This is a genomic window from Micromonospora sp. ALFpr18c (genome assembly GCF_008868155.1).
GTDB lineage: Bacteria > Actinomycetota > Actinomycetes > Mycobacteriales > Micromonosporaceae > Micromonospora.
In genome coordinates this window covers 1-26,117 of the sequence record NZ_WBKR01000045.1, presented here as the reverse complement: position 1 = coordinate 26,117, position 26,117 = coordinate 1, and the positions used below count along the sequence as shown (strand labels likewise).

25 protein-coding genes are annotated in these 26,117 nt (G+C 70.9%); 10 read left to right on the top strand and 15 right to left on the bottom strand.

The genetic code is table 11. The features are described 5' to 3' along the window. Positions 1-81 precede the first annotated feature (81 nt). Positions 82-1,044 carry a heme A synthase gene (locus F8271_RS11310; protein ID WP_192580245.1) on the top strand — a complete coding sequence of 321 codons (963 nt, stop codon included), beginning with the start codon at positions 82-84 and terminating at the stop codon, positions 1,042-1,044. A 127-nt stretch (positions 1,045-1,171) separates the two neighbouring features. Here F8271_RS11310 and F8271_RS11305 read toward each other — a convergent pair whose 3' ends face one another. From F8271_RS11305 to F8271_RS11295, 3 genes are all read right to left on the bottom strand, one after another. Continuing rightward, positions 1,172-2,092 (bottom strand): RimK family alpha-L-glutamate ligase, encoded by a 921-nt coding sequence (locus F8271_RS11305; protein WP_151489650.1) that lies wholly within the window; start codon positions 2,090-2,092, stop codon positions 1,172-1,174. A 14-nt stretch (positions 2,093-2,106) separates the two neighbouring features. Continuing rightward, on the bottom strand, positions 2,107-2,442 hold the full coding sequence (locus F8271_RS11300) for a hypothetical protein (protein WP_151489649.1): 336 nt from the start codon (positions 2,440-2,442) through the stop codon (positions 2,107-2,109). A 285-nt stretch (positions 2,443-2,727) separates the two neighbouring features. Then, positions 2,728-3,681, bottom strand: a complete 954-nt coding sequence (locus F8271_RS11295; protein WP_151489648.1) for a heme o synthase — start codon at positions 3,679-3,681, stop codon at positions 2,728-2,730. Positions 3,682-3,945: 264 nt separating this feature from the next. Between F8271_RS11295 and tkt the strand changes: the two genes are divergently transcribed. From tkt to pgl, 6 genes are all read left to right on the top strand, one after another. Beyond that, complete coding sequence (gene tkt, locus F8271_RS11290; protein WP_151489647.1) at positions 3,946-6,084, top strand: transketolase; 2,139 nt, start codon at positions 3,946-3,948, stop codon at positions 6,082-6,084. A 15-nt stretch (positions 6,085-6,099) separates the two neighbouring features. Continuing rightward, positions 6,100-7,278: a transaldolase gene (tal, locus tag F8271_RS11285; protein ID WP_151489646.1), complete on the top strand. Its 1,179-nt coding sequence runs from the start codon at positions 6,100-6,102 to the stop codon at positions 7,276-7,278. After that, positions 7,275-8,924, top strand: coding sequence for a glucose-6-phosphate isomerase (locus F8271_RS11280; RefSeq protein ID WP_151489645.1), 1,650 nt, complete (start codon positions 7,275-7,277; stop codon positions 8,922-8,924). The genes tal and F8271_RS11280 overlap by 4 nt, the downstream gene beginning before the upstream one ends. A 123-nt stretch (positions 8,925-9,047) precedes the next feature. Further along, positions 9,048-10,598 (top strand): glucose-6-phosphate dehydrogenase, encoded by a 1,551-nt coding sequence (gene zwf, locus F8271_RS11275; RefSeq protein ID WP_151489660.1) that lies wholly within the window; start codon positions 9,048-9,050, stop codon positions 10,596-10,598. After that, positions 10,595-11,611: a glucose-6-phosphate dehydrogenase assembly protein OpcA gene (locus tag F8271_RS11270; protein WP_151489644.1), complete on the top strand. Its 1,017-nt coding sequence runs from the start codon at positions 10,595-10,597 to the stop codon at positions 11,609-11,611. The genes zwf and F8271_RS11270 overlap by 4 nt, the downstream gene beginning before the upstream one ends. Before the next feature lie 148 nt (positions 11,612-11,759). Continuing rightward, positions 11,760-12,530, top strand: a complete 771-nt coding sequence (pgl, locus tag F8271_RS11265; protein ID WP_151489643.1) for a 6-phosphogluconolactonase — start codon at positions 11,760-11,762, stop codon at positions 12,528-12,530. A gap of 19 nt (positions 12,531-12,549) precedes the next feature. On the opposite strand, the gene F8271_RS11260 is transcribed toward pgl, so the two are convergent. The 8 genes from F8271_RS11260 to rapZ form a co-directional block, all read right to left on the bottom strand. After that, on the bottom strand, positions 12,550-12,891 hold the full coding sequence (locus F8271_RS11260) for an RNA polymerase-binding protein RbpA (RefSeq protein WP_151489642.1): 342 nt from the start codon (positions 12,889-12,891) through the stop codon (positions 12,550-12,552). Between the two features lie 139 nt (positions 12,892-13,030). Next, positions 13,031-13,291 (bottom strand): preprotein translocase subunit SecG, encoded by a 261-nt coding sequence (gene secG / locus F8271_RS11255; protein WP_109819549.1) that lies wholly within the window; start codon positions 13,289-13,291, stop codon positions 13,031-13,033. A 95-nt stretch (positions 13,292-13,386) separates the two neighbouring features. Next, positions 13,387-14,178, bottom strand: a complete 792-nt coding sequence (gene tpiA, locus F8271_RS11250; protein WP_151489641.1) for a triose-phosphate isomerase — start codon at positions 14,176-14,178, stop codon at positions 13,387-13,389. After that, entirely contained in the window at positions 14,179-15,435 is a 1,257-nt protein-coding gene (gene pgk / locus F8271_RS11245; protein ID WP_151489640.1) for a phosphoglycerate kinase, read from the bottom strand. Continuing rightward, on the bottom strand, positions 15,432-16,436 hold the full coding sequence (gene gap / locus F8271_RS11240) for a type I glyceraldehyde-3-phosphate dehydrogenase (RefSeq protein ID WP_151489639.1): 1,005 nt from the start codon (positions 16,434-16,436) through the stop codon (positions 15,432-15,434). The genes pgk and gap overlap by 4 nt, the downstream gene beginning before the upstream one ends. Positions 16,437-16,703: 267 nt before the next feature. Then, the gene (gene whiA / locus F8271_RS11235; RefSeq protein WP_030337350.1) at positions 16,704-17,684 is read right to left on the bottom strand and encodes a DNA-binding protein WhiA; all 981 of its coding nucleotides are present in this window, start codon (positions 17,682-17,684) and stop codon (positions 16,704-16,706) included. A gap of 54 nt (positions 17,685-17,738) precedes the next feature. Further along, the gene (locus tag F8271_RS11230; protein ID WP_151489638.1) at positions 17,739-18,785 is read right to left on the bottom strand and encodes a 2-phospho-L-lactate transferase CofD family protein; all 1,047 of its coding nucleotides are present in this window, start codon (positions 18,783-18,785) and stop codon (positions 17,739-17,741) included. Further along, a complete protein-coding gene (rapZ, locus tag F8271_RS11225) occupies positions 18,782-19,687 on the bottom strand; it encodes an RNase adapter RapZ (RefSeq protein WP_151489637.1) in 906 nt (301 codons plus the stop codon). The genes F8271_RS11230 and rapZ overlap by 4 nt, the downstream gene beginning before the upstream one ends. A 224-nt stretch (positions 19,688-19,911) precedes the next feature. Between rapZ and F8271_RS11220 the strand changes: the two genes are divergently transcribed. Continuing rightward, positions 19,912-20,256 (top strand): hypothetical protein, encoded by a 345-nt coding sequence (locus F8271_RS11220; RefSeq protein WP_151489636.1) that lies wholly within the window; start codon positions 19,912-19,914, stop codon positions 20,254-20,256. 173 nt (positions 20,257-20,429) lie between these two features. Here the strand turns inward: F8271_RS11220 and F8271_RS11215 are convergent, their stop codons facing one another. From F8271_RS11215 to F8271_RS11205, 3 genes are all read right to left on the bottom strand, one after another. Next, the gene (locus tag F8271_RS11215) at positions 20,430-21,161 is read right to left on the bottom strand and encodes a hypothetical protein (RefSeq protein ID WP_151489635.1); all 732 of its coding nucleotides are present in this window, start codon (positions 21,159-21,161) and stop codon (positions 20,430-20,432) included. Positions 21,162-21,396: 235 nt separating this feature from the next. Further along, entirely contained in the window at positions 21,397-21,600 is a 204-nt protein-coding gene (locus F8271_RS11210) for a DUF397 domain-containing protein (RefSeq protein ID WP_151489634.1), read from the bottom strand. Positions 21,601-21,624: 24 nt separating this feature from the next. After that, positions 21,625-22,479 (bottom strand): DUF5753 domain-containing protein, encoded by an 855-nt coding sequence (locus F8271_RS11205; protein ID WP_151489659.1) that lies wholly within the window; start codon positions 22,477-22,479, stop codon positions 21,625-21,627. A gap of 148 nt (positions 22,480-22,627) precedes the next feature. On the opposite strand from F8271_RS11205, the gene F8271_RS11200 reads away from it, so the two are divergent. Beyond that, positions 22,628-23,161 (top strand): hypothetical protein, encoded by a 534-nt coding sequence (locus F8271_RS11200; RefSeq protein WP_151489633.1) that lies wholly within the window; start codon positions 22,628-22,630, stop codon positions 23,159-23,161. A 189-nt stretch (positions 23,162-23,350) separates the two neighbouring features. Beyond that, positions 23,351-25,192: a DNA helicase RecQ gene (gene recQ / locus F8271_RS11195; RefSeq protein WP_151489632.1), complete on the top strand. Its 1,842-nt coding sequence runs from the start codon at positions 23,351-23,353 to the stop codon at positions 25,190-25,192. Positions 25,193-25,262: 70 nt separating this feature from the next. Here recQ and F8271_RS11190 read toward each other — a convergent pair whose 3' ends face one another. Further along, on the bottom strand, positions 25,263-25,919 hold the full coding sequence (locus F8271_RS11190) for a C39 family peptidase (RefSeq protein ID WP_151489631.1): 657 nt from the start codon (positions 25,917-25,919) through the stop codon (positions 25,263-25,265). Positions 25,920-26,117: the final 198 nt, after the last annotated feature.

Genomic DNA, 26,117 nt, shown 5'->3' with positions numbered 1-26,117 from the left:
ATTACCCGGAGGGTGGCAAACCCGGGCTCCGGTGATCCGAACCACCGACCCGACCGAGTCGGACGAACCTCGATCACTACGGTGCGTAGGATTTGCGCCGTGAACCGAATCGTCCGTCCGGTCTCCGGCACCCTGCTGCGCCGCCTCGCCCTCGCCTCGATCATCGCGAACGTGGGCATCGTCGTCACCGGCGGGGCCGTCCGGTTGACCGCCTCGGGCCTCGGCTGCCCCACCTGGCCCCGGTGCACCGACGAGTCGTACGTCACGACACCCGAGATGGGCGTGTACGGGGTGATCGAGTTCAGCAACCGGATGCTGACCTTCGCGGTGGGGCTCATCGCGCTGGCCACCGTGCTGGCCGTACTGGCCCACCGGCCCCGCCGGCCCGGGCTGCTGGCCCTCGCCATCGCGGTCTTCCTCGGCATCCCCGCCCAGGCGGTGATCGGTGGCATCACCGTGCTCACCAACCTCAACCCGTGGGTGGTGGGGCTGCACTTCCTCGCCTCGATGGCGGTGCTCGCCGCCGCGTACGCCCTCTGGCGGCGGATCGGCGACCCGGACGGCCCGACGGTGGCCGTGGTGCCCGCCCCCCTGCGCGCGCTGACCCGCGTCACCACCGGCGTCGCCGCCGCCGTACTGGTCATCGGCACCTGGGTCACCGGCAGCGGCCCGCACGCCGGCGACCACGGCGCGGCCCGCAACGGGCTGGACCCGGAGTCGATCTCCCAGGTGCACGCCGACGGCGTCTTCCTGCTGATCGGCCTCTCGGTGGCGTTGATCTTCGCGTTCCGCGCGGTCGGCGCGTCCCGGGCCACCCGGGCCGCGATCGTCCTGCTCGCGGTGGAGCTGGGTCAGGGCGTCATCGGCTTCGTGCAGTACGTCACCCACGTGCCGGCGATCCTGGTCGGCGCGCACATGCTCGGCTCCTGCCTGGTGCTGCTGGCCACTCTCTCCGTCCAGTGGTCCACCCGCGAACGCCGCCCGAGCACCCCGACGCCCCAGACCGCCGCGGCCGACGTCGAAGCCGTCCCCGTCAGCGCCTGACGGCCCCGCGCCACGATCCGCGCACCGTCGCGGATGTTGCTGCCTCCGACGCACCGGAGACAGCACTTTCCCCGGTGTTGCGCGGATCGTGACCACAGCGCCTCGCGTGACCGCCCGGGAACGCGGCTCAGGCGCGCAGGGCCAGGTGGGTGGTGATCGCGGTGGCGAGGCGGTCGGGGGCGCCGTCGGCGTACCCGAGGAACAGCGACGGCTCGGTCAGCTCCAGCTCGACCAGGATGGGGTCGCCGTCCGGGCCGGGGATCAGGTCGACCCGGGCGTAGAGCAGCTGCCGCGTCCCGCCGGGCACGGTGGCGAGCGTCCGTTCGGCGACCGCCAGCTGGTCGGGGCGGGCGGTACGGGCGGTGATCTCCTCCGCCTTGTAGAGCCCGTCCGGGCCGTGGTCCGGGCCGGTCAGCATCGGGCCCTTGCGGATGGCGTGGCTGTACCTGAGCCCGGCCGGACCGGCCAGGTAGAGCAGTGCCGTCTCGCCCTCGGTGTCGACGGCACTCAGGTACGGCTGGACCATGGTCGTCCGGCCGGCGGTGGACAGCCGGCGTACGTGTGCCACGGCCAGGTCGCGGTGCTCCGGGTCGGCCAGGTCGTACCGGCCGGTGTCCTGGCTGCCCGCGCTGACCGCCGGCTTGATCACGTACTCGCCGGTGTCGGCGGGTGGCTGCCAACTCTCCCCCGGCTCGACCCAGGAGGTCGGCACGGTGGGCACTCCCGCGGCGCTCAGCTCGGCGAGGTAGCGCTTGTCGGTGTTCCAGCGCACCACGTCGGCCGGGTTGACCAGCGCCGGGACGGACGCGGCCCAGGTGACGAACTCGTCGCGGCGCAGCGCGTAGTCCCATGGTGAGCGGAGCACGACCAGGTCGTAGGAGGACCAGTCGACGTCGGGGTCGTCCCAGACGGCGGCCTCGACGGTGACGTCCCGGGCGGCGAGCGGCGCGAGGACCAGCCGGTCGTCCGGGTCGAGGTCGGTCAGGTCGGTGCAGGTGACGAGAGCGACCCGGGGTTTCCCCCGGGTCGACTGGTGGTGGTCGGTCAATTCAGCTGTCTATCTCAGCGGGCCATCGTGCGCCGGGCCATCGACCGCCAGAGGTCGTTGCTCGGACGCATCTGGTCCATCAGTTCACGCTCCCAGGCGTTCTCGACGGTGACTCCCGCCTTGGCGCACGCCTCCCGGGCGGTGACGGTGTCGTCGGCGAACTGGTCGCCCCACTCACCGTCGGAACCCACCAGGACGATCCGCGCGCCACGCTTGCCGACGTACTCGATGACCGCCTTCGCTCCGCCATGTCCGGCGGCGAACGCCTTGAGGCCGGCGACCAGGCCGTGGGGCGCCTGCTCACCGACGGTCTGCTCGGCCGTCAGCGTCGTATCGGAACCATCTGCCATGACGCGAAGCCTAAGCAGAGTTCCACTCGTCCGGGCGAGAACCATGAAGCTTTTGTGATGCCAATTACCTACAGGTTTAAGGAAGAGTACAGATTTGCTGTCCGGTTTTAGACGGACTTATGGGCTCAAAGCACCCTGACAAATCGGCCGTCGGTCGCCGCAGCTTGAGTCGATCCGACTCATGCCGAAAGTTACTCTGATGTGACGTTAAACCGGGAAAACTCATCCATGACGCTGATTAGTCAAGGATTGCCACCAGCGTGGCCAGGCAGGTCGAACCCCAGGTCAGAGCAGCGCGTCGAGCGCGACGGCCACGAAGACGATCGTGAGGTACGTGGTCGACCAGTGGAACAGCCGCATCGGCTTGACCGCCTCGCCGCGCGTCGCGCGAGCGCAGAGCCGGTGCGCCTCGACCAGGAAGACGGCGCCCACCACCAGCGTCGGCACGCCGTAGATCGCGCTGAGCCCCAGCGGCCAGACCGCCAGGGAGGTCAGCACGGTGAGCCAGGCGAAGATCAGGATCTCGGCGTTCACCCGGCGGGTGGAGGCCACCACGGGCAGCATCGGGATCCCGGCCCGGGCGTAGTCGTCCTTGTACTTCATGGCGAGCGGGTAGAAGTGCGGCATCTGCCAGAAGAAGACCACCGCGAACAGCCCCCACGCGGCCGGCGCCAGCGTGCCGGTCACCGCCGCCCAGCCGATGAGCACCGGAGCGGCACCGCAGGCGCCACCCCAGAAGGTGTTCGTCGGGGTGGAGCGCTTGAGCCACAGCGTGTAGACGACGTCGTAGTAGAGGATCGCGGCGAGGGTCAGCCCGGCGGCGAGCAGGTTGGTGAACGCCGCCATCAGGACGATCGAGACGGCCGCCAGCACCAGACCGAAGACCAGGGCGTTACGCGGCGACACGGTGTGCGCCGGCAGCGGTCGCCGCTTGGTACGCCGCATCAACTGGTCGATGTCCCGGTCGATGTAGCAGTTGATCACGCTGGCCGCTCCCGCGGCGAGCGAGCCACCGATGAGCACCACGGCCATCAGCCACAGCGACGGCAGGCCACCCTCGGCGAGCATCATCGCCGGCACGGTGGTGACCAGCAGCAGTTCCACGATGCGCGGCTTGGTCAGGGCCACGTACGCCGACACGATCGCGCGCACGTCCCGCCGCGCCACCGGACCCTCGGCCGCCCGCGCCGGGGGCTGCCCGGCGGGGTTGCTCGCGGGGCGCTCGGTGATCATGCTCACGGATTGCCACCTTCCGGCATCGGCACGGGGAGATCGGTCGGTCCAGCCCGCTCGGGGGCCGCACACCGACCCACACACTACGCGTTGTCGTTTTGGCTGCCCGGCCGACCCGACAACGGTGCGGGCCGTCACACCACCGGGTTGAACCACGCACGGCAACGTCACGTACCGCACACCATGCACAGATCCGTGGGCGGACGTTTAGGCCCGCTCGATAGGGTCACCAGTGAGGGTTCCGCCCATCTGCCAAGGAGCACAACCATCGTGGCTGCCAACCGACCCGAGCACTCCGAACTCAACTGGTCCGACCTCGATCGCCGGGCTGTCGACACCGTCCGCGTCCTGGCCATGGATGCCGTGGAAAAATCCGGCAACGGCCACCCGGGCACCGCGATGAGCCTGGCGCCCGCGGCCTACCTCCTGTTCAACCGGGTCATGCGGCACAACCCGGCCGACCCGAACTGGCCCGGTCGGGACCGGTTCGTGCTCTCCGCCGGGCACTCCAGCCTGACCCTCTACATCCAGCTGTTCCTGTCCGGCTACCCGCTGAGCCTGTCCGACCTGAAGTCGCTGCGGCAGTGGGGTTCGCTCACGCCGGGTCACCCCGAGCACGGGCACACCCCGGGCGTGGAAACCACCACTGGCCCGCTCGGGCAGGGCCTGGGTAACGCGGTCGGCATGGCCATGGCGGCCCGCCGCGAGCGTGGCCTGTTCGACCCGGAGGCCGAGCCGGGCGCGTCGGTCTTCGACCACAACATCTGGTGCATCGTCTCCGACGGTGACATCGAGGAGGGCATCAGCCACGAGGCCAGCTCCCTCGCCGGGCACCAGCAGCTGGGCAACCTCACGGTGATCTACGACGACAACGAGATCTCGATCGAGGACGACACCCGCATCGCCAAGAGCGAGGACGTGGCGGCCCGCTACGAGGCGTACGGCTGGCACGTGCAGACCGTGGACTGGCGCAGCGGCGACGCCGACCAGGGCGACTACCACGAGGACGTCGAGGCGCTGCACCGCGCGCTGCTGGCCGCCAAGGCGGAGACCGGGCGCCCCTCGTTCATCGCGCTGCGCACCATCATCGGCTGGCCCGCGCCCAACAAGAAGAACACCGGCAAGATCCACGGTTCGGCGCTCGGCGCCGACGAGGTGAAGGCCACCAAGCGGATCCTCGACTTCGACCCGGAGCAGACCTTCCAGGTCGACGAGGAGGTGCTCGGCCACGCCCGCACGGTGATGAGCCGCGGCGCCGACGCCGAGCAGGCGTGGACCACCTCGTTCGACGCCTGGAAGAAGGCCAACCCGGAGCGCACCGCGCTCTACGAGCGGATGGCCGGCCGGGTGCTGCCGGACGGCTGGACCGAGGCGATCCCGGTCTTCCCCACCGACGCCAAGGGCGTCGCCACCCGGGCGGCTTCCGGCAAGGTGCTGGAGGCGCTCGCGCCGGTGCTGCCGGAGCTGTGGGGCGGCTCGGCCGACCTGGCCGAGAGCAACAACACCACCATGAAGGGCGAGCCGTCGTTCATCCCGGCCGCGCACGCCACCAAGGACTTCCCCGGCCACGAGTACGGCCGCACGCTGCACTTCGGCATCCGTGAGCACGCCATGGGCGCGATCCTCAACGGCATCGCGCTGCACGGCGGCACCCGCCCGTACGGCGGCACGTTCCTGGTGTTCAGCGACTACATGCGTCCGTCGGTGCGGCTGGCCGCGCTGATGAAGCTGCCGGTGACGTACGTCTGGACGCACGACTCGATCGGCCTGGGCGAGGACGGCCCGACCCACCAGCCGGTGGAGCACCTGACCGCGCTGCGCGCCATCCCGGGCCTGGACGTGGTCCGCCCGGCGGACGCCAACGAGACCGCCTGGGCGTGGCGGCTGGCGCTGGAGCACACCGACCGGCCGACCGCGATGGCGCTGAGCCGCCAGCCGCTGCCGACGCTGGACCGGGAGGTCCTGGGCGACGCGGCCGGCGTGGCGAAGGGTGGCTACGTGCTGGCCGAGGCGTCCAACGGCAAGCCTCAGGTGATCATCGTCGGCACCGGTTCCGAGGTGCAGCTCTGCCTGACCGCCCGGGAGCGGCTGGAGGCCGACGGCACCCCGACCCGGGTGGTCTCGATGCCCTGCCAGGAGTGGTTCTACGAGCAGGACGAGGCGTACCGGGAGTCGGTGCTCCCGCGCGGGGTAAAGGCACGGGTGAGCGTGGAGGCGGGCATCGCGATGTCGTGGCGCGGAATCGTCGGTGATCTCGGCGAGAGCGTCAGCCTGGAGCACTACGGAGCGAGCGCCCCGCACACCGTGCTCTTCGAGCAGTTCGGGTTCACCGGAGACCGGATCGTGGCGGCGGCGCACGCCTCGCTGGCCCGGGTGGGCGACATCACCGGTTTCACGACCGGAAACTGAGGGAGCGTGGACGGCATGACCGACAAGTTGAATGAGCTCACCGCCGCGGGTGTGGCGGTCTGGCTCGACGATCTTTCCCGGGTGCGTTTGAGCTCCGGTGGGCTGGACCAGCTCCGCCGCGAGAAGCACGTGGCCGGGGTCACCACCAACCCGACGATCTTCGCGAAGGCGCTCAGCGACGCCGACGAGTACAACTGGCAGCTGCACGACCTCGCCACCCGTGGCGTGGACGTGGAAGAGGCCGTACGGATGCTCACCACGTACGACGTGCGGTGGGCCTGCGACGTGATGCGCCCGTCGTACGACGGCAGCGAGGGCGTCGACGGCCGGGTCTCCATCGAGGTGGACCCGCGGGTGGCACACGACAGCGACAAGACCGTGGCCGAGGCCAAGGCCCTGTGGTGGCTGGTCGACCGCCCCAACCTCTTCATCAAGATCCCGGCCACCGAGGAGGGCCTGTCGGCGATCACCGACACCCTCGCCGAGGGGATCAGCGTCAACGTGACGCTGATCTTCGGTCTGGACCGCTACTCGGCCGTGATGGAGGCGTTCATCGCCGGCCTGGAGCAGGCCAAGGCCAACGGTCACGACCTGTCGAAGATCGGCTCGGTGGCGTCGTTCTTCGTCTCCCGCGTCGACTCGGAGGTCGACAAGCGGCTCAAGAAGATCGGGTCCGAGCAGGCCAAGTCGCTGAAGGGCAAGGCCGCCATCGCCAACGCCCAGCTGGCGTACGAGCGCTACACCGAGGTGTTCTCCTCGGACCGCTGGAAGGCACTCGCCGTCGCCGGCGCGCACCCGCAGCGGCCGCTGTGGGCGTCGACCTCGACGAAGAACCCGGACTACCGCGACGTCATCTACGTCGAGGAGCTGATCGCCCCCGGCACCGTCAACACCATGCCGGAGTCGGTCATCCACGCGTACGCCGATCACGGCGAGACCCGCGGCGACACCATCACCGGCGCGTACGACGCGGCCCGCAAGGTCTTCGCGGACCTGGAGTCGGTCGGGGTGGACATGGACGACGTGATCGCCACCCTGGAGCGCGAGGGTGTGGAGAAGTTCGAGGCCAGCTGGCAGGAGCTGCTCGAGGGCGTCCGTAAGTCGTTGGAGGCGGCGGCCAGCGGCAAGGGCTCGCCGAACAAGGCGGCCAAGGGCAACGCGAAGGCCGCCGAGAAGGCCGGTGGTAACGCATGAGCGATCTACTCGCGCAGCCGGCCGAGGCCGCTGCCGGGCTCGCCGTCTACGGCGCGGACGCGGTCGACAAGTCCGCGCCGGCCTCCACCCGGGACGCGCTGGTCAAGGCCGGCGTCCCGGGCAAGCTGGCCGCCAAGGACCCGAGCCTGTGGGGTCCGGACGCCGAGGCCGAGGCGAAGATCCGGCTCGGCTGGGTGGACACCCACCGGCGCAGCCGGGAGCTGCTGGCGCAGCTCGCCGAGCTGACCGCGGAGCTGGCCGACCTGGACCACGTGGTCCTCGCCGGCATGGGCGGCTCGTCGCTCGCCCCCGAGGTGATCACCCGGACCCTGGGCCGGCCGCTGACCGTGCTGGACACCACCGACCCCGGGCAGGTCCGCGCGGCCCTGGGTGACCGGCTGGAGCGCACCGTCGTGGTGGTGGCCAGCAAGTCCGGCTCGACGGTGGAGACCGACAGCCACCGACGCGCCTACTGGCAGGCGTTCCTGGACGCCGGCATGACCGAGGCGGAGGCCGGCCGGCACTTCGTCATCGTCACCGACCCGGGCTCGCCGCTGGAGGCCACCGCGACCGAGATGGGCGCGTTCACCGTGCTCGCCGACCCGAACGTCGGCGGCCGGTACTCGGCGCTGACCGCGTTCGGGCTGGTGCCGTCGGCGCTGGCCGGCGTCAACGTCGGTGAGCTGATCGACCAGGCCGACGCGCTGGCCGCGTCACTCGGCGAGGACCGGGACAATCCGGCGCTGGCGCTGGGCGCCGCGCTGGGCGCCGCCGCCACGCTGGCCCGGGACAAGGTCGCGCTGATCTCCGACGGCACCGGCATCGACGGGCTCGGCGACTGGGCCGAGCAGCTGATCGCCGAGTCGACCGGCAAGGCCGGCGTGGGCATCCTGCCGGTGGTGGTGGAGTCCCCGCAGAGCCCCGGCGCGACCGGTTCCGACGTGCTGACCGTCACCTACGGCGGCGCGCTGGCCCCCGGCGACGTGCCGGGCGGCGGCACCGACCCGGACGTGGCGGTCAACGGCCCGCTCGGCGCGCAGTTCCTCGCCTGGGAGTACGCGACCGCGGTGGCCGGCGTGGTGCTCGGCATCGACCCGTTCAACCAGCCGAACGTCACCGAGTCCAAGGAGAACACCAACAAGATCCTCGCCTCGGGTCTGCCGGCGGAGACGCCGTCGTTCACCGAGGGCGCGATCGAGGTGTACGCGCCGCAGGGCGCCCCGGGTGACCTGGCCGGCGTGCTGCGGTGGCTGCTCGACGGGCTGGGCGACGACGGCTACCTGGCGGTCATGGCGTACCTCGACCGGTTCGCCGACGCCGACGCGGCCCGGCTGCGGCCGCTGCTGGCCGAGGCGGCCGGACGGCCGGTCACCTACGGTTGGGGGCCGCGGTTCCTGCACTCGACCGGCCAGTACCACAAGGGCGGCCCGCAGGTCGGCAGCTACCTGCAGGTGACCGGCGCGGTCGCCGAGGACCTGGACGTGCCGGGCAAGCCGTACACCTTCGGTGAGTTGCAGGCGGCGCAGGCCGCCGGCGACCGGCAGGCCCTGGCGGGTCGTGAGCGGCCGGTGCTGCGACTGCACCTGACCGACCGGGCCGCCGGCGTCGCCCAACTGCTCGACGCGGCCGGTGAGCTGCGGGCGTGAGGATGGACGATGTGACAGAAGCGGAAGCGAGGGGGCACCGTGAGCGCGAGGAGTGAGCCGGGGTTGCGAGCCCCGCAGTCGCGAACCGACGGTGGCTCGGTGAGCGCGAGGAGTGAGCCGGGGTTGCGAGCCCCGCAGTCGCGAACCGACGGTGGCTCGACGAACCCGCTACGCGACCCGCAGGACCGCCGGTTGCCCCGGATCCCGGAGCCCTGCGCTCTGGTGATCTTCGGGGTGACCGGGGACCTGGCCCGCAAGAAGCTGCTCCCCGCGGTCTACGACCTGGCCAACCGGGGGCTGCTGCCACCCGGTTTCGTGGTGCTCGGTTTCGCGCGCCGCGACTGGGGTGACGGCGACTTCGAGACACTGGCCTGCGAGGCGGCCCGCAAGCACGCGCGTACCCCGTGGCGGGACGAGGTGTGGGCGCGCCTGGCCGGCAACATCAAGTTCGTGGGCGGCTCGTTCGACGACGACGCCGCCTTCGACCAGCTCGCCTCGACGCTGGACGACCTTCGCCAGACCCACGGCATCCCCGGCAACGCGGCGTTCTACTTCTCCATCCCCCCGGCCGCGTTCCCCGTCGTGCTCAAGCAGCTGGCCCGCACCGGGATGGCCGACAACGAGAAGTCCGGCGGTTGGCGCCGGGTCGTGGTGGAGAAGCCGTTCGGCAACGACCTGCCCTCGGCGAAGGCGCTCAACGACCTCGTCGACGACGTGTTCACGCGGGAGGACGTCTTCCGCATCGACCACTACCTGGGCAAGGAGACGGTCCAGAACATCCTGGCCCTGCGGTTCGCCAACAATCTGTTCGAGCCGCTGTGGAACTCCAAGTACGTCGACTCGGTGCAGATCACCATGGCCGAGGACGTCGGCATCGGCACCCGCGCCGGCTTCTACGACACCGTCGGCACGGCCCGCGACGTCCTGCAGAACCACCTCCTCCAGCTCCTCGCCCTGGTGGCGATGGAGGAGCCGACCAGCTTCGACGCCGACGAGATCCGGGCCGAGAAGCTGAAGGTGCTCAAGGCCATCACCCTGCCGAAGGACGTGGCCCGCGACACCGTCCGCGGCCAGTACCTGCCCGGCTGGGTGGGCGGTGAACGCGCGGTGGGCTACCTGGAAGAGCGGGACGTGCCCGCCGACTCCACCACGGAGACGTACGTGGCGGTGCGGCTGGGCATCCAGAACCGCCGCTGGGCCGAGGTGCCGTTCTACATCCGGGCCGGCAAGCGGCTGCCCCGGCGGGTCACCGAGGTCGCCATCATGTTCAAGAAGGCGCCGCACCTGCCGTTCAACGACGCCGACATGGAGTCGTTGGGCAACAACCAGCTGGTCATCCGGGTGCAGCCGGACGAGGGCGTGGTGCTCAAGTTCGGCTCGAAGGTGCCGGGCACCACGATGGAGGTCCGCGACATCGCGATGGACTTCCAGTACGGCGAGGCGTTCACCGAGTCCAGCCCGGAGGCGTACGAGCGTCTGGTGCTGGACGTGCTGATCGGTGACCGCACCCTGTTCCCCGACGCGTCCGAGGTCGAGCAGAGCTGGCAGGTGATCGACCCGCTGGAGCACGCCTGGGAGGGCACCACACCCGAGCCGTACCGCGCCGGCGAGTGGGGGCCGCGCGCGGCCGACGAGATGCTGGCCCGCGAGGGTCGCGCTTGGAGAAGAGCATGATCGGGCTGTGGGACACCACCGGCAACGAGGTGGTCAAGGCGCTCGCCGCCGAGCGGCGCAGCGCCGGTGGGGTGGCCAGCGGCATGGCGCTCACCCTCATCGTGGTGGTGGACGAGCGGCGGGTCCGCGAGGCCGAGGCGGCGGCGACCATCGCCGCCGCCGCCCACCCGTGCCGGCTGGTGGTGGTGGTCCGCTCCGACATCGAACGGGAACGCAACCGGCTGGACGCGGAGATCGTGGTCGGTGGCCGGCTCGGTCCGTGCGAGGCGGTCGTCACCCGGATGTACGGGCGACTGGCGCTGCACGCCGAGTCGGTGGTGATGCCGCTGCTCGTTCCGGACGTGCCGGTGGTCACCTGGTGGCACGGCGAACCGCCGGCGGAGATCGCCACCGACTTCCTCGGTGTGGTCGCCGACCGGAGGATCACCGACTCGGCGCAGGCCGCCGACCCGGTGGAGGCGCTGCGGCAGCGGGCCCGGGACTACGCCCCGGGTGACACCGACCTGGCGTGGACCCGGATCACCCCGTGGCGGACCCTCGTCGCGGGGGCGTTCGACACCACCGAGGCGAAGGTCACCGAGGCGACGGTCGTCGCGCCGCCCAGCGACCCGACGGCGACGCTGATGGTCGGCTGGCTGGCCAGCCGGCTCGGCATCACCCCGCGACGGGTGGACACCAACGAGTTCCCCCGGATGCGGGAGGTGCAGTTGACCTGCGCCAACGGCGACCAGCTGACGTTGACCCGCGAGGACAGCCTCGCGGTGTTCCGGCGTACCGGTCAGGACGACCGGACCCTGCCGCTGGTCCGTCGACCGCTCGGTGACGAGCTGGCCGAGGAGCTGCGCCGTCTCGACGCCGACCAGGTGTACGCGGAGGCGCTGGGCGCGACCGTTGGGCTGCGCGGCCTGGAGCAGCGTCCCCCGCAGCGGGTGCACGTCTGGAAGGATCCGGCCACCGCGCGCCGCGCCGAGGCCGGGGTCACCGCGCACTCCGGTACGAGCGGCGAGAGCTGAGCCCGATCCGGGGCACGACGTCGGGGCAGGGCCGGGGCGATCCCGGGCCCTGCCCCGGCACCCTCGGGGCACCTGCCCCGCCCACCACCTCCGGGCGTACCGCCCGGCACGCGACAGCGACCGCTCAGCGGTCGGGAAGGCACAACCCATGAGTGAGGCGAGTGTCGCCGTCCACGCCGACGCCGACCTGCTGGCGCAGGCCGTGGCGGCCCGGCTGCTGGTGAAGCTGCTCGACGCGCAGGCAGACCGGGGTGAGGCCTCGGTGGTGCTCACCGGTGGCCGGATCGCCGCGGCCGTGTACCGGGCGGTGGCGACGCTGCCGGCCCGTGACGCGGTGGACTGGTCCCGCGTCGACGTGTGGTGGGGCGACGAGCGCTTCCTGCCCGCCGGCGACCCGGAGCGCAACGAGACCCAGGCGCGGGCCGCCCTGCTGGACGTCGTGCCGCTGGACCCGGCCCGGGTACACCCGATGCCGGCCTCCGACGGCCCGGCCGGCAACGACCCCGAGGCGGCCGCCGCCGCGTACGCCGAGGAGTTGGCGCGTTCCGCACGGCCGGGGCACGCCGCGCTGCCGCACTTCGACGTGCTGATGCTGGGCGTCGGGGAGGACGGGCACGTCGCGTCGGTGTTCCCGGGGCACCCGGTGCACTACGACACCCGGCCGGTCAGCGCGGTGCGGGGCAGCCCGAAGCCCCCGCCGGTGCGCACGACCCTCACCCTCGCGACGATCAACACCGCCGAGGAGGTCTGGTTGGTCGCCGGCGGCGCGGACAAGTCCCGGGCGGTGGGTATGGCGCTGGCCGGTGCCGGGCCGGTGCAGCTGCCGGCGGCCGGGGTGCACGGCGTGGACCGTACCCGCTGGCTGTTGGACCGGGCCGCGGCGGCCGACGTGCCCGCCCGTCTGCGCAGCCTGCGCTAGGGCGGGACACGTCCCCGCGCTACTCGCCCCTGCGGCGGCGTAGCGCGGCCAACGCCTCGTTCAGCAGCGCCTCCCCCTCTTCGGCGGTGCGCCGCTCCATCACGTACGCCAGATGGCTCTTGTACGGTTCGGCGCGGACCCGGCCGGGCGGGTTGTGTTCATCCTGCCCGGCGGGCAGCCCGCAGCGGGGGCAGTCCCACAGTGGCGGCGCCGCGACGTCCGCGGCGATACGGATGGTGATCCGATGGTCGTTGCGACACCAGTAGGTGACGTCCTGACGGGGTGCGGGTTGGTGCCGCTCGTCCGGGCGGACGGGCGCCGACCCGACCCGGACGCCGCGGATAACGTTGCCACTCGGCACGGCTGCTTGCTCCTGTCGTCGGAGGGGACCCGCCGTCTTCGTGGGTGGGCGGCGGGCGACGCGGTGCAGCGGGGAAAAGCCTGCGCGCGGCCCGTCGAGTGACGGACCGCGCGCAGATTGTACGACTTGACTGGCCTGCTCAGGCGCCGCTGTTCATCTGGAGGCGGAGCCAGAGCCCGAGACCGACGATGGCGGCGAACCAGACGACGCCCACCAGAACGGTGTAACGATCCAGGTTCTTCTCCGCCACCGAGGAGCCGGCGAGGCTGGAGCTGACACCACCGCCGAACATGCTCGACAACCCGCCGCCCTTACCGCGGTGCAGCAGGATGAGCAGGGTGAGCAGAACGCTCGTGATGACCAGCAACACGATCAACGTGTACGCGAACCAGATCGGCATGGCTGGGGGCAGTCCTCTCGTAGCGATCCTCGCCCGGACAGGTCGGGCACGGTGGCACCGGCCGGTGGACGGGCGGTGTCAAGGATAGCGAGCGATCAGCGGGCGATGTGCTCGGGGAACCGGCAGATCTGCGCGAATTCCTCCGCGTCCAGGCTGGCACCCCCCACGAGGCCCCCGTCCACGTCCGGCTGGGCCATGATCGAGGCGACGTTGGACGCCTTGACCGACCCACCGTAGAGGACCCGGACCGCATCGGCGGTCTCCTGGTCGAAACGCTCCGCCAACCGCTGGCGGATCGCACCGCAGACCTCCTGGGCGTCCTCCGGCGTCGCGGTCTTGCCGGTGCCGATCGCCCAGACCGGCTCGTACGCGATCACGACCTGCCGCACCTGCTCGGCGGTGAGCCCGGCGAGGCCACCGTCGAGCTGGTCGGCACAGTGCGCCACATGGGTGCCCTGCTCGCGTACGTCCAGCCCCTCCCCCACGCAGAGGATCGGGGTCAGGCCGTGCGTCAGCGCCGCCTTCACCTTGGCGTTGACCACGCCGTCGTCCTCGTGGTGGTAGGCCCGCCGCTCGGAGTGCCCGACCACGACGTACGTGCAGCCGAGCTTGGCCAGCATCGCACCGGAGATGTCACCGGTGTACGCGCCCGAGGCGTGCGGGGACAGGTCCTGCCCGCCGTAGCCGATCAGCAGCTTGTCGCCGTCCACCGCGGTCTGCACCGTCCGCAGGTCCGTGAAGGGCGGCAGCACGACCGTCTCGACCTCGGTGAGCTGCTTCTCGGTGAGGCTCGCGGCCAGCTTCTGCACCAGCAGGTTGGCCTCGAGGTGGTTGAGGTTCATCTTCCAGTTGCCGGCCATCAACGGCCGGCGGGTGGTGCTCGCCATTCAGTTCTCCAGGGCCGCGATGCCGGGGAGGGTCTTGCCCTCGAGGTATTCCAGGGAGGCGCCGCCGCCGGTGGAGATGTGATTGAAATCAGTCTCGTCCAGCCGCAACGCACGGACCGCGGCCGCCGAGTCGCCGCCACCGACGACGCTGAACGCGTCGGCCTTGGTGATCGCCTCGGCGATGCCCCGGGTGCCGGCCGCGAACGCGGCCATCTCGAACACGCCCATCGGCCCGTTCCAGAAGATCGTCTTCGCCTGGGACAGCGCGGCGGCGAAGCCGGCCACCGTCTCCGGGCCGATGTCCAGACCCAGCCGGTGACTCGGGATGCCGTCGACGCGGACCGTGTCGTGCGCGGCGTCCGGGGCGAACGCGTCCGCGACCACCACGTCGACCGGGAGCAGGATCTTGCCGTCGGCCCGCTCCAGCAGGTTACGGCAGGTCTCCACCATGTCCTTCTCCAGCAGCGACGTGCCCACCTCCAGGCCCTGGGCCTTGAGGAAGGTGAAGCACATCCCGCCACCGATGAGCAGCCGGTCGACCGTGGGCAGCAGCGCCTCGATCACGGCCAGCTTGTCGGAGACCTTGGAACCACCGAGCACCACCACGTACGGCCGCTCGGGGCTGCCGGTGAGCTTGGAGAGCACCTCGACCTCGCGCAGCACCAGCCGACCCGCCACGTGCGGCAGCCGGGCCGGAACGTCGTACACGCTGGCGTGCTTGCGGTGCACGGCGCCGAACGCGTCGTCGACGTACGCGTCGCCGAACGCCGCGAGCTGGTCGGCGAACGCACCCCGCTCGGCCTCGTCCTTGCTGGTCTCACCGGCGTTGAAACGCAGGTTCTCCAGGAGGGCGACCTGGCCGTCGGCCAGGCCGGCGACGGTGGAACGAGCCGAGTCGCCGACGGTGTCGGTGGCGAAGTGCACCGGCGCGCCGAGCAGCTCACCGAGCCGCCCGGCGACCGGGCTCAGGCTGAACTGCGGGTCCGGAGCGCCCTTCGGGCGACCCAGGTGCGAGCAGACGACCACCTTCGCGCCGGCCTCGACCAGCGCGCCGAGCGTCGGCAGCACCGCGCGTATCCGGCCATCGTCCGCGATCCTCACTCCGTCCGGAGTGCCGCCTTGCGGCGCGGAGGCGGAGTTATGATCGTCGATGGCACCGGTCTGCTTGTCGAGCGGGACGTTCAGGTCGGCGCGCACCAGCACGCGCCGACCCGACACCCCCTCGGCGAGCAGGTCGTCGAGGGTACGGATGCTCACAGCGACGAACCGACCAGCTTGACGAGGTCGACGAGGCGGTTGGAGTAGCCCCACTCGTTGTCGTACCAGCCAACGACCTTGACCTGGTTGCCGACGACCTTGGTCAGCGGCGCGTCGAAGATGCACGACGCCGGGTCGGTGACGATGTCGGTGGAGACGATCGGGTCCTCGTTGTAGACCAGGATGCCCTTGAGCGGGCCGTCCGCGGCGGCCTTCAGCGCGGCGTTGACCTCGTCCACGGTGGTCTCGCGGCCCACGTTGACGGTGAGGTCGGTGACCGAGCCGGTCGGGATCGGCACCCGCAGGGCGTACCCGTCGAGCTTGCCCTTGAGGTCCGGCAGCACCAGGCCGATGGCCTTGGCGGCGCCGGTCGAGGTCGGCACGATGTTCAGCGCGGCGGCCCGGGCCCGACGCAGATCCGAGTGCGGCGCGTCCTGCAGGTTCTGGTCCTGGGTGTACGCGTGGATCGTCGTCATCAGACCGTGCTGGATGCCGAACGTGTCGTGCAGAACCTTCGCCATCGGCGCGAGGCAGTTGGTGGTGCACGAGGCGTTGGAGATGATGGTGTGCTTCGCCGGGTCGTAGGTGTCGTGGTTGACACCCATGACGACCGTGACGTCCTCGTTCTTCGCCGGAGCGGAGATGATGACCTTCTTGGCGCCGCCGTCGACGTGCGCCTTGGCCTTGGTGGCGTCGGTGAAGAAGCCGGTCGACTCGATGACGACGTCGGCGCCGACCTCGCCCCACGGCAGCGCCGCCGGGTCCTTCTCCGCGTACGCCTTGATGGTCTTGCCGCCGACGGTGATCTCGTCGGCGGTGGCCTTCACCTCGTACGGCAGGCGACCCAGGATGCTGTCGTACTTGAGCAGGTGGGCGAGCGTGGCGTTGTCGGTCAGGTCGTTCACCGCCACGACCTCGATGTCGGCGTCGGACGCCAGCACTGCCCGGAAGAAGTTACGGCCGATCCGGCCGAAGCCGTTGATGCCAACCCGGATGGTCACAGGTCCCATCTCCTCGCGTTCTGGTCCGCCGGCTTCATGACAACGGGCCGGCGGGAATGGTGTGCGCCGACCGTTGGAGCCGGCCGTCGACGGTTCATCTCGGCCACCCCGCCGCGCGGTCTGAGGACCTGACCGCCCGAGGCGGTGGGCACGACGAGAAGTGCCGGTGTCGGCCCCCTTGCCGTACGCAGCGACCCTATCCGAGCGTGCGAGACCACGCTGCGCCGGGTCGTGCTCCCGGGCGCACCGTGCGGCCCCACCGTCCTATCAGACCACGAGCATGTCGGGCGTGACGGCTGCTTCCGTATCCGGGATGCCCAGGTCCCGGGCCCGCTTGTCGGCCAGCGCCAGGAGCCGGCGGATCCGCCCCGCGATGGCGTCCTTGGTCAGCGGGGGGTCGGCCAACGCGCCCAACTCCTCCAGCGACGCCTGCCGGTGCTCCAGGCGCAGCCGACCGGCGTCGGTCAGGTGGTTGGGCGCCTCGTCGGCCAGGATCTCCAGCGCACGGGTCACCCGGGCAGCGGCGGCCACGGCGGCACGCGCGGAGCGGCGCAGGTTGGCGTCGTCGAAGTTGGCCAGCCGGTTGGCGGTGGCCCGCACCTCGCGGCGGACCCGCCGTTCCTCCCACGCCAGCACGCTGGAGTGCGCGCCGATGCGGGTGAGCAGCGCGGCGATGGCGTCGCCGTCCTTGACCACGACCCGGTCGACCCCGCGTACCTCACGGTTCTTGGCGGTGATGCCGATCCGGCGGGCCGCGCCGACCAGCGCGAGCGCCGACTCCGGCCCCGGGCAGGTGATCTCCAGGGCGCTGGAGCGGCCGGGCTCGGTGAGCGAACCGTGCGCCATGAACGCGCCGCGCCACGCGGACACCGCGCAGCAGACGTTCGCCGCCACGACGTGCGGGGGCAGCCCGCGCACGGGCCGGCCACGCACGTCCAGCAGGCCGGTCTGCCGGGCGAGGGCCTCGCCGTCCTTGACCACCCGGACGATGAAGTGGCTGCCCTTGCGCAGCCCACCGGAGGCCAGCACGTGGATCTCGCTGGGATAGCCGTAGACCTCGGCAATCTCCCGCCGAAGCCGCCGGGCCACCGCGCCGGTGTCCAGTTCAGCCTCCACCACCACGCGGCCGGAGACGATGTGCAGCCCACCGGCGAAGCGCAGCAGCGCAGCCATCTCCGCCCGCCGACAGCAGGGCTTGGGCACGTCGACCCGACTCAGCTCGTCCTTGACCGCAGCCGTCATCGCCATTGTGCGTCCCCTCACGGACCGGTTCCGGCGTGTCGCCGGAGATTACGTACGTGTCTAACGATCGGCGCCCAGGACAGGCACCAGCGCGGCGCCCAGGGCAGCCGGATCATGGCGGGGAGTGCCGTCGAGGACGGCGACGGGGGCGAGGACCAGGCGGGCACCCAGCGATTCTGCCGCACGTTCGACCGGTTCGGGGTCACCCACCGCCTTGGCGTCGGCCAGCACGAGATCCACCTTGAGCTCGGGAAGATACCAGCGCAGCGCCGCGAGATGATCGGCGACGGAGAGCCCGAGGGTCTCCTTCTCCGCGGCGAGGTTCAGCGTGACCAGCCGCCGGGCCGGGCTGGACACGATCGCGTCGGCCAGCTGCGGCACCAGCAGATGCGGCAGCACGCTGGTGTACCAACTCCCCGGCCCGAAGATCAACCAGTCCGCCGAGCCGATCGCGGCGAGCGCCTCGGCGCAGGCCGCCGGGGCGGCCGGGGTGAGCCGCAGCGACTCGACGTGCCCGGTCGTGACCGCCACCTGGTGCTGGCCGCGGACGGTACGCACCTCGTCCGGCGCGGCCGGGTCGACCCCGCGCACCCGGGCCTCGATACCGACCGGCTGGCGGGACATCGGCAGCACCCGGCCGACCGCGCCGAGCATCGCCCCGGCGTGCTCCAGCGCCGCCACCGGGTCACCGAGCAGCTCCATGAGGCCGCAGAGGACCAGGTTGCCCACCGCGTGCCCGGCCAGCCCGTCGCTGCCATGCGGGCCGGCACCGCGCCGCTCCGGGCCGTCGGCCGCCGCCGGGGCCGGATCTCTCGCGCCGGACCGGGGTACGCCGAGCGGCACGGCCGCGAAGCGGTGCTGGAAGAGGCCGGCGCTGCGCCGGGTGGCCGGATGGTCACCGGCCAGCGCGACCAGGGCCTGCCGCAGGTCGCCCGGCGGCAGACCACCGCGCTCGGCGCGCAGCCGGCCACTGGAACCGCCGTCGTCGCCGACCGTGACCACCGCGGTGATGTCCAGGTCGAGTTCGGGGGCGCAGTGGCGCAGCGCGCGCAGCGACGCGGACAGCCCGTGCCCGCCGCCGAACGCCACCACCCGGCGCGCCGTCATTCCCGCCCCAGGTCGCGGTGCTGCGCGTTGGCCGCCAGCCCGGACTGGCGCAGCCGCCCGGCCAGCTCCTCGGCGATGGCCACGCTGCGGTGCTTGCCACCGGTGCAGCCCACGGCGACGGTCAGGTACCGCTTGCCCTCCCGCTCGAACCCGGTGGTGGTGGCGTTGACCAGGTCGGCGTACGAGGCGACGAACGCGTCCGCGCCCTCCTGACCCAGCACGTACGCGCTGACCGCCTCCTCCCGACCGGTGTGCTCCCGCAGCTCCGGCACCCAGTACGGGTTGGGCAGGAAGCGGGCGTCCAGCACGAAGTCGGCGTCGGGCGGCAGGCCGTACTTGAAGCCGAACGACAGCACGGTGACCCGCAGCCGGCGGGCGTCCTCGCCGCCGAACAGCTCCTCGATGCGCCGCCGGAGCTGGTTGACGTTCAGGTGACTGGTGTCGATGATCACGTCGGCCTGGTCGCGGGCCTCCTCCAGCAGGCCGCGCTCCACGGCGATGCCGTCGGCCAACCGCCCGTCGCCCTGCAACGGGTGCGACCGGCGCACGCTCTCGAACCGTCGGATCAGCACCTCGTCGTCGGCGTCGACGAAGACCACCCGGGGCGAGAAGCCGCGTTCCTTGAGCTCGCGGATCGCCCCGGCCAGGTCGGTGGAGAAGGCCCGCGAGCGGACGTCGAGCACCATCGCCGTACGCCGGGCCGCTCCCCCGGCCTTGAACGCCAACTCGGCCATGTCGAGCATCAGCGCCTGCGGCAGGTTGTCCACCACGTAGTAGCCGACGTTCTCCAACGCGCGGGCGACGGTGCTGCGACCGCCACCGGACACCCCGGTGACCACCACCAGAGTGGTCTCCGACTCGGCCGTCGGCTGCCCGTCGCCGACTGTGTGCGCCTCGCTCACCCGTACCCCCAAGCCGTGGCGCCGCGGCCGCCATCGGCCGCGATTGGTCAATCAGCGACTCTATCCCGCCGCGCGGGAGAGGTCGGGCACCCGTGGCCGCTCGGACGTCGACGGACCGGCCGGCGGTCGCCCTCCCGACAGTCACCGCCCTTGATGACGATCAGTAATCATCTATAAGCTCCTCGTGATCGCCGCAGGTCAACGCCGACATCTGGGAGGGTGCGATGCACGATCTGGCGGACAAGAACAAGTACATCGGCTTCCTGTTCATGCGGATCAACCCGGAGTACTTCGCCCTGGGCCGGGAGGGCATCCACGAGGTCTCCGCCGAGCACGCCCGGGATCTGGGCCGCTTCGCCAAGCAGCTCACCCACGTCGTGTGCACCGGGGTGAACGGCACGTACGACCAGATCACCATGGTCGAGGCCGACACCCTGGAGGAGATCAACGCGGCGGCCACCGCGTTCCGGATGGGCAACAAGGCCCGCTACATCGAGATCGTCGACATCGTGGTCGGGATGAAGGCACCGCCGCGCGGCCTGGCCAACCGGTCCAGCCAGCCGGGCTGAGGCCGTCGCCCGTCCGGCGCACCCGTCGCTCGGGTGCGCCGGACGGATCCCCGGCCGATGCCTACAGCGCCTTCCTGGACGCACAGCTCAACGAACTCAACCGCACTCAGACGGACCTGACCGCCTGGCAACCGCCGATCACCCGCGGCCGGCAACGCGGATCATGACGACCGTCAGCGGCGGTGCCGAAGCGCCTTGACCCGTTGCTGACCAAGCACGGCGAGGTAATCGTTCGGCTCATCAAGGCACGAGTCGACGTCGGCCGCCTCGACGATCTCGACCAGTCGGGCGGCCAACTCGTCGGGATCCGGCTGCACCTGCTCGCAGAGCTGGACGTGGACCGCCCGTAGGGCACCGCCGATCTCGGCCGGCTCATCCTCGTACGTCTCCCAGGCGTCGTAGAGGTAGGTGGCGAGGCCGTCCCACGTGCGGGCGGCCCGCTCGACCAACAACAGCGCTTCCTGGGTCGGCGGCCGTTGGGCAAGCACCTCGATCTCCTCGACGATCGCCCGACCGGCCTTCTCCACATCGTGCAGATCCCAACGGCTGCCGCTGGTCGCCTCGTGGGCCAGGTTGTCGATCGTCCGACGGATGCCGGCCAGCTCCGCAGCGGAGAAAGCCGTGAGTTGGCCAGCCTGCCCGCGCAGCCGGTTTTCCAAGACACGATCCGTGGCTGCCCACTCGGCGACCAACAGCGCCAAGCGTCGGGCGGGGATGCTGCTCGCGACTTCGGCCAACTCGGCGGCCCTCGGGTCGATCGCCAGAGCCGACGGCGGGGTGGCCGCCGACGACCACGTGAAGCCGCCGTCCAGGGCAGTGGCGGTGAGGGCCACGGCGTGGGCGCACAACTCCTCGGCGGCTGCGCAGTCGCACTCGGCGGTGAAACCGTCTGCCGTGATACCCACCCAGACTTCGAACGGAGGCTGCCCGGCCTCACGGAACACGTAGGAAACTCCCCCACCGGCCGGCCTCGGCACCACCGGTTGATCAGATGCTTGAAGCTTGTCCGCCGCTGCACAGACCATAGGTCCGGCCGCGTCCCGGAGTGCGTCGATGTCGATGCGTACCGCCATGGGTGCCATCCAACCGGATGGAGGTGATGCCGCCGGCATCAGGGCGACCGACACCTTGCCGCAGGCGTCAGCCGAGCGGGCCGCGCCGCAGACCGGTCACGAACGACAACCAAGCGTCCCGGTCGAAGAGAAGCGCCGGCCCGCCCGGATCCTTGGAATCCCGCACTGCCAGCCCACTCGACACCTCGCCGACCTCAACGCAATTCGAATCGTTGGCGCCGCTTCGGCTGCTCTTGCGCCAGGCAACCTGTGCCAGATCCGGAAGGGTCATCGCTAGCGCTCCAAGTAATCGGCCTCAGTCCGGGAGCTCGGCAGCAACCCGCGTTAGAAGGTCCGCAGACCGGTCAGGGTCGAGCGCCTTGGCCCGAAGGTGGTCGAACATGAGTCTATAGCGGGCCATCTGTCGGTCCTCCTCCAGCAACAGCGTGCTGGTGTCGTTGCTGAGGTAGACCACCGGCGGATCAAGCATCGGGTCGGCATAGCCCAGCACCGTGAAAGCTCCACCCATCGCCGCGTGCGCTCCTGCCGCGAACGGCACGACCTGTATCTCCACCGTGGGCATCTCACACGCCTCGACCAAGCGCGCAAGCTGCGCACGCATCACCGTCGGGCCACCAACCATCCGGCGCACGACCGCCTCGTCCAACACAGCCCACAAGGACGGCGGCGCGTCACGGGCCAACAGAGCTTTTCGCGCGAGCCTCGCCGCCACTACGCGATCGGTCTCGTCCTGGTCGGCGGTGCTGCGTCCGGCCTTGACGATCGCGCGGACGTACTCCTCTGTCTGCAACAGGCCGGGAACGTACAGACTCTCGAACGCGCTGATCGACGTGGCCTCTGCCTCGAAGCCGACGTAGTCGTCCGGCAGCACGTCGCCGTAGGCGCTCCACCAGCCTTTCTGGCGAGACTGCCGAAGCAAACCGGTCAGCGACTCCCGCTCCTCTTCGGAGGCGTCGTAGAGGTCGAGCAACGGAGGCATGTCCTTCGGCATCACCCGGGAGTGCCCGAGTTCGAAGCGGATGACCTTGGTCCGATGCCAGCCCAGGATCTTGGCCACCTCCTCGGCGGTGTGTCCGGTGCGGTCCCGCAGGCGGCGCAACTCGCGCCGCAGACGGCGGGCTCTGATCGTCGGACTTGGCACCTGCGACATCGCCAACATCACCTCCACTGCGAGTAATCGATTCTCGCCTGGGAGCAACCACAGATCAAGTACTTGAAGGAAGAAAAGACGACGTTGCATTTCGTTCCCTCGTGGTCCAGTCTCTAGGTAATTGCTCGCTACGGAGAGGCAGGGGCTGGTGACTGACAACCGATCGTCGCGGTGGGAGCGGGAGCCGCAGCAGCGCAACGGCTTCCAGGACGACCTGAGCGCCGTACTCGACGGGGCCGACGTGTCCGAGCGGGTCCGGGCCGCCATCGCGCACGCGCTGGCGGAACCAAACGCTCTGTCCGCGTACGTCACATCTTTGGTCAGCCGCTACACGACGGAGCGCGAGCGGCGGTCGGGCCGCAACGGGCCGGCGGCCGGCGGCTTTCGGATGCCCCGGCGCTGGACTCTGCACCTGACCTACCTGGCGACCGACGTGACGGAGGCCCGCGACCAGGCCGTCGTCTACACGGAGGGGTTGACGATCCTGCGGCCCGAGATGCCGGCGGGGGCCGCGCTGCTGTCCCGGGCCGACGCCTGGAACCACGTCGAGCCGGTCTTCTGCGGCCGGGTCGGTCCCGACAAAGAGGTCTGCATGGACGTCACCGGGCACCCTGGCTTCCACAGCGCGGCCGGCATCGGCGGGCTCTGCTGGGGTGACGGGGATGGCGAGACGGGGCAGTAACGGCCCCCATCGCACCCTCGGTTGTCGCCGTGCTGGTACTCGCGGCCAACTGCCGCCGTTCCCGGAGCCGTCGGCCACCAACCATCGAGTCGATGCTGGTCGGCAGGACCATCGACCATGCCGACCTCGTGGCCGGCCTGCGAGCGGTCTGCAGACGCTGATGTCGGAGCCGGCTCGTAGACTCCGCGGATGGCTTCCCCCACCGACCTGCGTACCGACGGCGCGCTGGACGTGCTGCGCCGGGTGTTCGGCTACGACGCCTTCCGCGGCTTCCAGCAGGACGTGATCGGCCACGTGGTCGCCGGTGGCGACGCGCTGGTGCTGATGCCCACCGGCGGCGGCAAGTCGCTGTGCTACCAGATCCCGGCCCTGGTCCGCGACGGCGTCGCGGTCGTCGTGTCGCCCCTGATCGCGCTCATGCAGGACCAGGTGGACGCGCTCACCGCGGTCGGCGTCCGCGCCGGCTTCCTCAACTCGACCCAGAGCCTCGACGCCCGACGCCGGGTCGAGGCCGCCTTCGTCGCCGGCGAGTTGGACCTGCTCTACCTGGCCCCGGAGGCGCTCGGCGTCCGCTCCACCCTCGCCCTGCTGGACCGGGGGCGCATCTCCCTGTTCGCGATCGACGAGGCGCACTGCGTGTCCCAGTGGGGGCACGACTTCCGCCCCGACTACCTCGCGCTGTCGATGCTGCACGAGCGCTGGCCGCAGGTCCCCCGGATCGCGCTGACCGCCACCGCGACGAGCGCCACCCGCACCGAGATCGCCACCCGGCTCAAGCTCGACGACGCCCGGCACTTCGTGGCCAGCTTCGACCGGCCCAACATCCAGTACCGGATCGTGCCCAAGCGGGAGCCGCGCAAGCAACTACTGGCCCTGCTGCGCGACGAGCACCCCGGCGATGCCGGGATCGTTTACTGCCTGTCCCGCGCCTCGGTGGACAAGACCGCCGAGTTCCTCGTCGCCAACGGGGTCGCCGCCCTGCCGTACCACGCTGGCCTGGACGCGGCCACCCGCGCGGCCAACCAGCAGCGCTTCCTGCGCGAGGACGGCCTCGTCATGGTCGCCACCATCGCCTTCGGCATGGGCATCGACAAGCCCGACGTCCGGTTCGTCGCCCACCTCGACCTGCCCAAGTCGGTCGAGGGCTACTACCAGGAGACCGGCCGTGCCGGCCGTGACGGCCTGCCGTCCACGGCCTGGCTGGCGTACGGGCTGCAGGACGTGGTCCAGCAGCGCAAGATGATCGAAACGTCCGACGGTGACCTCGCGCATCGGCGCAACCTCGCCGCCCACCTGGACGCGATGCTCGCCCTGTGCGAGACGGTGCGCTGCCGCCGGGTCCAACTGCTCGAATACTTCGGCGAGACAACCGCGACCGCCTGCGGCAACTGCGACACCTGCCTCACCCCGCCGGAGTCCTGGGACGGCACGGTCGCCGCCCAGAAGCTGCTCTCCACCGTCTTCCGGCTCGACCGCGAACGCAACCAGCGGTTCGGCGCCGGGCACTGCATCGACATCCTGCTCGGCAAGCAGACCGACAAGATCAGCCAGTACGGTCACGACAAGCTGACCGTCTTCGGTATCGGCTCGGAGCTGAGCGAGGCCGAATGGCGAGGCGTGGTCCGACAACTGCTCGCCGAGGGGCTGCTCGCCGTCGAGGGCGACTACGGCACCCTCGCCCTGACCGACGCGAGCGCCGACGTGCTGGGCCGCCGCCGTACCGTCACGATGCGCCGCGAGCCGGAGAGGCCGGCATCGAGCCGCTCGTCGAAGCCACGCGGCTCGGCCACCGTCGTCGCCGAACTGACCCCGGCCGCCGCGCCGGTCTTCGAGCGGCTGCGCGGCTGGCGGGCGGCCACGGCCAAGGAGCAGGGCGTCCCGGCGTACGTGGTCTTCCACGACGCGACGCTGCGGCAGATCGCCAGCGACGCGCCGTGCACCCTCGCTGAGCTGTCCCGGGTCAGCGGGGTCGGCGAGAACAAACTCGCCAAGTACGGCGAGCAGATTCTCGCCGTCCTCGCCGCCGACTGACCGCATGCTGAAGGGCCGGGCCCCTGGTCTTGGGGTCCGGCCCTTCAGTGTTCGTGTTGGTGTGGGTGGGTCAGCTGGTGGAGTAGCCGCGGGTGGCGATCCAGTCGGCGAGGTGCTCGACGCTGATCCAGTAGGAGGCGGTGTCGGGGTTGGCGGAGTCGGCGATCTTCACGCTCTGGCCGTTGTCGCGGTAGCCGACGACGCTGATGTAGTGCCCGCCTTCGAAGGAGTGCACGGCGCCGTCGGTGTCGGTGCTGGTGCCGGCGATGTTGGCGACCACGGCGCGGCCGTCGTCGATGGTCTTGATGATGTCGGTGCGCAGCTTGTCGGTCTGCTTGTCATCAGCGGTGGAACTGCTGATCTCGACCGAGTGGTAGGCGTTGGGTTTGCCGGTTTCCTTGTTCAGCACGGGGGTGATGTCGTTGATGGAGTTGGTGCCGGCCTCGGTGGTGCCCATCTCCTTGGCCATGTCGTCGACGTTGATGTTCTTACCCTGCACGGACAGGGCGTTGCGGGTGGCGGCGGGGCCGCAGTAGTAGAAGTTCGGCTGTGCCTCGTAGCGCACGCCGAGTTCCCGCTCACCGTTGGTGCGCTCGGACTGGGTCTGCGACACGGGGGTGCTCTGCGAGGCGGCGTAGGCGGCGGTGATGGGGCCGGCGATGGCGCCGCCGGTGAACGCGAGGCCAGCAGCGGTCAGTGCGGTCTTACGGATCAGATCGGTACGCATGATGGCGTGCTCCTCTGCATCAGGGGGCACCGTACGGCGCGTGAAAGCCGGGGGTGGCGGCCGTGCGGGGAGGTCGAGGATCTGCCCGGCAGCCCCCAGCGGGGGCCGGCGTCGGGCGTCTCGTACGGGGGATGTAACCGTGGCGGCCGGGCCGGTGTTCCCGGGGGCTGCCGTGCACCAGCGACGGTGAAGTCGCGG

Excerpts from the sequence above, each read along its gene's own strand:
- F8271_RS11300 (WP_151489649.1), bottom strand. The coding sequence starts at position 2,442 with ATGGCAGATGGTTCCGATACGACGCTGACGGCCGAGCAGACCGTCGGT.
- tal (WP_151489646.1), top strand. The coding sequence starts at position 6,100 with ATGACCGACAAGTTGAATGAGCTCACCGCCGCGGGTGTGGCGGTCTGG.
- F8271_RS11280 (WP_151489645.1), top strand. The coding sequence starts at position 7,275 with ATGAGCGATCTACTCGCGCAGCCGGCCGAGGCCGCTGCCGGGCTCGCC.
- F8271_RS11270 (WP_151489644.1), top strand. The coding sequence starts at position 10,595 with ATGATCGGGCTGTGGGACACCACCGGCAACGAGGTGGTCAAGGCGCTC.
- pgl (WP_151489643.1), top strand. The coding sequence starts at position 11,760 with ATGAGTGAGGCGAGTGTCGCCGTCCACGCCGACGCCGACCTGCTGGCG.
- secG (WP_109819549.1), bottom strand. The coding sequence starts at position 13,291 with ATGCCGATCTGGTTCGCGTACACGTTGATCGTGTTGCTGGTCATCACG.
- tpiA (WP_151489641.1), bottom strand. The coding sequence starts at position 14,178 with ATGGCGAGCACCACCCGCCGGCCGTTGATGGCCGGCAACTGGAAGATG.
- whiA (WP_030337350.1), bottom strand. The coding sequence starts at position 17,684 with ATGGCGATGACGGCTGCGGTCAAGGACGAGCTGAGTCGGGTCGACGTG.
- F8271_RS11230 (WP_151489638.1), bottom strand. The coding sequence starts at position 18,785 with ATGACGGCGCGCCGGGTGGTGGCGTTCGGCGGCGGGCACGGGCTGTCC.
- F8271_RS11220 (WP_151489636.1), top strand. The coding sequence starts at position 19,912 with ATGCACGATCTGGCGGACAAGAACAAGTACATCGGCTTCCTGTTCATG.
- F8271_RS11210 (WP_151489634.1), bottom strand. The coding sequence starts at position 21,600 with ATGACCCTTCCGGATCTGGCACAGGTTGCCTGGCGCAAGAGCAGCCGA.
- F8271_RS11205 (WP_151489659.1), bottom strand. The coding sequence starts at position 22,479 with ATGTCGCAGGTGCCAAGTCCGACGATCAGAGCCCGCCGTCTGCGGCGC.
- recQ (WP_151489632.1), top strand. The coding sequence starts at position 23,351 with ATGGCTTCCCCCACCGACCTGCGTACCGACGGCGCGCTGGACGTGCTG.
- F8271_RS11190 (WP_151489631.1), bottom strand. The coding sequence starts at position 25,919 with ATGCGTACCGATCTGATCCGTAAGACCGCACTGACCGCTGCTGGCCTC.